This is a genomic window from Paenibacillus sp. 01L418, from assembly GCF_056400045.1.
Window position 1 is genome coordinate 1 of the sequence record NZ_JBFTSN010000530.1, and the last position, 3,866, is coordinate 3,866.

Here is a 3,866-nt window from a genome sequence, read left to right on the forward strand (position 1 = left end):
GAGTCAGCCTCATCGTGGGGATGACGCCACAAAGCTGCCTTCAGCATCTCAGGACGGCAGCGGCATCCCATCCTGTCGCAGGCAGATAGTGGTTTGCAAAATAGAAATCCGGTGTAAGCGATACACCGGATTTCATTACTGAGTGATAGATTTTTATTTTTTCCAAGTGTCATATTGAGCTTGTTTTTCTTTGATGATGTCATCTACGCCAGCAGTTTTCAAACGCTCGAGGAATTTAGGCACGGCTGTAGTCGGGTCAATCGAACCAGAGCTGATAGCTGGGATCATCTCAGTCATAACGGAAGCTACGTTGGCAACTTGCGTTTTTACAGGAGTTGGGTCAAATACAAAGCCTGATAATGGCGAAACATCTGCTGTTTGATCATTTTCAAAAACGATTGACTGAGCTTTTCTCTTCATTTCGCCAGCCGCATTTTCGGCATGATCGGCACGGTTGAATGTTGGGCTGAAGGATTGACCGATTTGCCATTCATTCCAGTTGAAATTATATTTGCCTCCAATTTGAGTGAAGTCACCTTTTTCGTTGTAGGTGTAGTCAACGTCTTTTTCTCCTAATGTAATGAGTTTGTATAGATCATCATCAGTGTTTAGCAACTCAATTAATTGCAAAGCCTTTTCAACGTTTTTTGAACCTGAATTGATAGCAATAGCTGCATTGGAGGCAGCTCCAGCTGAAATCAATGTACGAGTAGTAGATACGGATAGAGCAGGGAAATCTTTGTATTCTGTCATGGACATAGCTTGCTCTTGACCTGGAAGATCGATGCTGTCAGGCCAGCCATAGTGCATCGCAAAAACAATTTTGCCAGCTTTACGATCAGGAGTTGTATCTTTTACCGTTGCACCATCTTTGCGCACATAGCCTTTATTGAACCAGTCACGCATAATTTCAGCGTATTTAGCGAACTCAGGAGTTTCAAACTGGTTGATAACTTTGTCTGGCGCATTGAGATTGACCCAGCCAGGAGTTAGCAAATCACCTACAGGCTCCATATCCCAGTAAAGCGGCTCATTGGCAAAAAAACTATGATTAGCGCTAGTTTCAAATCCGATCATATCAGGATGCTTAGCTAACGCTTCGCCAAGGAATGGTCCTACCATTTCGAGAGCTTCTATGGTTGGCTTGCCTTTAACAGCTTTCCAGTCAAACCCCGTTTCTTTAAGAACATCTTCGCGGAAGATAAAGCCACTGCGCTTGGCAACGCCCCATTGCTGATAATTGACAACTGCATAAATACGATCATTTATTTTCACACCATCCCATAGACCTTGAGGGATGCGGGAAAACGTTTCAGGCGCATGTACAGGAAGAAGGTCAGTTAAGTCAGCATACGCTCCCTTTGCAGCGTTTCCAAAGTAATTAATTCCACCCCAGAATGCAGTGAAAGCAAGATCCCAGTCGTCGCCCGAATTGATCATCAGATTCATTTTATCTGCATAAGTACTGCCGTCTACAAGTACTAAATTCAATTTGGCATTGATTTTTTCAGCAATAATTTTATTAGCTTTGTTCATGATGCGGTCAAAGTCATTGACAGGGCTGTTCGACATATAGAAGTTAAGGGTAACGAGTTCTTCTTTTTCTTTTTCCTTTTCTTTTTCAGCATTTTTAGTATCAGGTGCTGGAGTCGTAGAATCGCCGTTAGCGTTTGGTGAAACCTTTGAGCAGCCAGACAGGATCATGGTGAGAAGCAGAGTTACGCTGATCAACAACATAGAAATTCTTTTCATTGATATCCCCCTAAAAACTAATTTTATTCTCAACTAGATTCTTGTAAAATTACTCTTTTACAGCACCTATTGTTAAGCCTTTCTCGAAATACTTCTGTAGAAAAGGATACAGTAATATAATCGGACCGATGGCAAGTACACAGGTCGCCATCCGTGCTCCTTCACTAGGAAGCATGCCGATAGCGGCTTCCATAGATTTAGATGCTGCTTCATTGGCTTGCAAATAGCCGATATTGTTCATTAAAGATTGCAGTAAATATTGCAATGTGTACAGCTTCGGCTTTTCGATATACAAGGCAGTGGTCGTCCAGTCATTCCAGTAGGAAATCGCTGTGAACAGACCGATAGTCGCCAGTGACGGTTTTGAAAGTGGAAGTGCAATACTGAAAAAAGTACGAATTTCACCTGAGCCGTCTATGCGTGCAGACTCGAACAAGGAACTAGGAATCGATTTGAAAAAGTTTTTCATAATGAGCACGTTGATCGCTGACACAAGGAAGACGACAATGAGAACCCAGATGGTATTCTTAAGATGCAAATATCGTGTTATTAAAATGTAGGATGGAACAAGTCCGCCATTGAACAGCACGGGAAGGTACACGAATAAAGTGAGTGCATTTCGATAGGTAACTTCAGGTCGCGTCAACGAATAGGACAGCATCGAAGTAACAAGTAAATGCAGCAGCGTACCAACAACGGTTACAAAGATCGTTACTGCGTATGCATTGGCAATCGAGCCTGCTCCGCTAAATACGTATCGATAAGCTGAAATATCAAACACTTTGGGCCAAAAATTATATCCGTCGACCATAAGCGACTTTTCAGCTGTAAACGATATCGATACAACTAATAGCAACGGAATGATACAGGCTAGTGCTGATACAATGAATATGAGATGAATCACGATCTTTGACACGTGAAAGTTTCTTGCTAAAATGAAAATCCCTCCCTTTCTCTACGCTGATCGATTAAAATAAGGCGCTGTCGGGGTCTGTTTTTTTAATAATATAGTTAGAAATCAGGACAAGAACGAGACCAATCACTGCCTGATATAGACCAATTGCAGACGACATGCCATAGTCGTTCAGCTTTTTCAGAGAGCGGAATACAAGGGTGTCTATAACATCTGTTGCACCATATAGTGCTCCTGAATCATTGGAAAGGGTATAGAATCCATTCCAGTCGCCCAATCCGCCATTGAACAACTTACCTACCCATAACAACATGAGGACGATAATTATTGGTTTCAGCAGCGGCAGTGTAACATATTTGACTTGCTGCCACTTCGAAGCGCCATCCAATTGAGCAGCTTCATAATAGTCCGTATTAATCCCCGCGATCGCTGCTACATACAATACCGAATAGTAACCGATATTCTTCCACAGATAGGCTAAGGGAAGAATATAGTGCCAATGTGAAGGCTCACTGTACCAGTAAATAGCTTCTCCACCTTTTGATTCGATAACATTGTTGACAATACCTCGGTCTACACTAAGCATACCGAACACAATATACTGAACTACAATCCATGAAAGGAAAACTGGCAGCAATAAAGCACCTTTATAGGTGGCTGAGAGCTTTTTATTTTTCACTTCGCTCAATAGAATGGCCAATATTAGTGCACCGAGCGTAACGGTAACCATCTCTATGATATTGTAGAAAAGTGTATTGAACGTAACAATTCTCGCTGTTTCGGATTTAAAGAAAAATTCGAAGTTTTTGAACAGCGGATCCATCCATGCGCTTCCGAATATACCATCGCGTGCATTGTAATCTTTGAAGGCGATTATGACACCGCCCATTGGGATATAACACATGATTGCAATGAATAGTAGACCAGGTGACATCATTAAATAGAAAGGAAACTGTTTACGTACGCTGCGCAATGTTCTGTTATGAATTGGTCTTGTAGTTAGTTTCATTGAGTTCACCCCCTTCCTTGCAATTAATCTTTTACTTCCCTCATTGTATTTAGTGGTACTTTTATCCACAACAATCAAAACCATCATTCTCTTAGTTTTTCGACAGATGGCATCTCTAAAAAATAATGAAATCTACAAAGAGCTTTAATCGTTGTGATGCTAAATGGATACTTATGCTATTATGATGATAAT

Annotated in this window: 3 protein-coding genes; all 3 read right to left on the reverse strand. The window is 41.4% G+C overall.

Going from position 1 to position 3,866, the window contains the following annotated elements; genetic code table 11:
• Positions 1 to 153 precede the first annotated feature (153 nt).
• Genes AC1DSE_RS32010 through AC1DSE_RS32020 form a run of 3 tightly spaced genes read right to left on the reverse strand, consistent with a single transcriptional unit; the run spans position 154 to position 3,674 of the window.
• Complete coding sequence (locus tag AC1DSE_RS32010; protein WP_477510892.1) at positions 154 to 1,752, reverse strand: ABC transporter substrate-binding protein; 1,599 nt, start codon at positions 1,750 to 1,752, stop codon at positions 154 to 156.
• Positions 1,753 to 1,801: 49 nt separating this feature from the next.
• On the reverse strand, positions 1,802 to 2,668 hold the full coding sequence (locus AC1DSE_RS32015; protein ID WP_256710832.1) for a carbohydrate ABC transporter permease: 867 nt from the start codon (positions 2,666 to 2,668) through the stop codon (positions 1,802 to 1,804).
• A 52-nt stretch (positions 2,669 to 2,720) separates the two neighbouring features.
• Positions 2,721 to 3,674 carry an ABC transporter permease gene (locus AC1DSE_RS32020; protein ID WP_477510891.1) on the reverse strand — a complete coding sequence of 318 codons (954 nt, stop codon included), beginning with the start codon at positions 3,672 to 3,674 and terminating at the stop codon, positions 2,721 to 2,723.
• Positions 3,675 to 3,866: the final 192 nt, after the last annotated feature.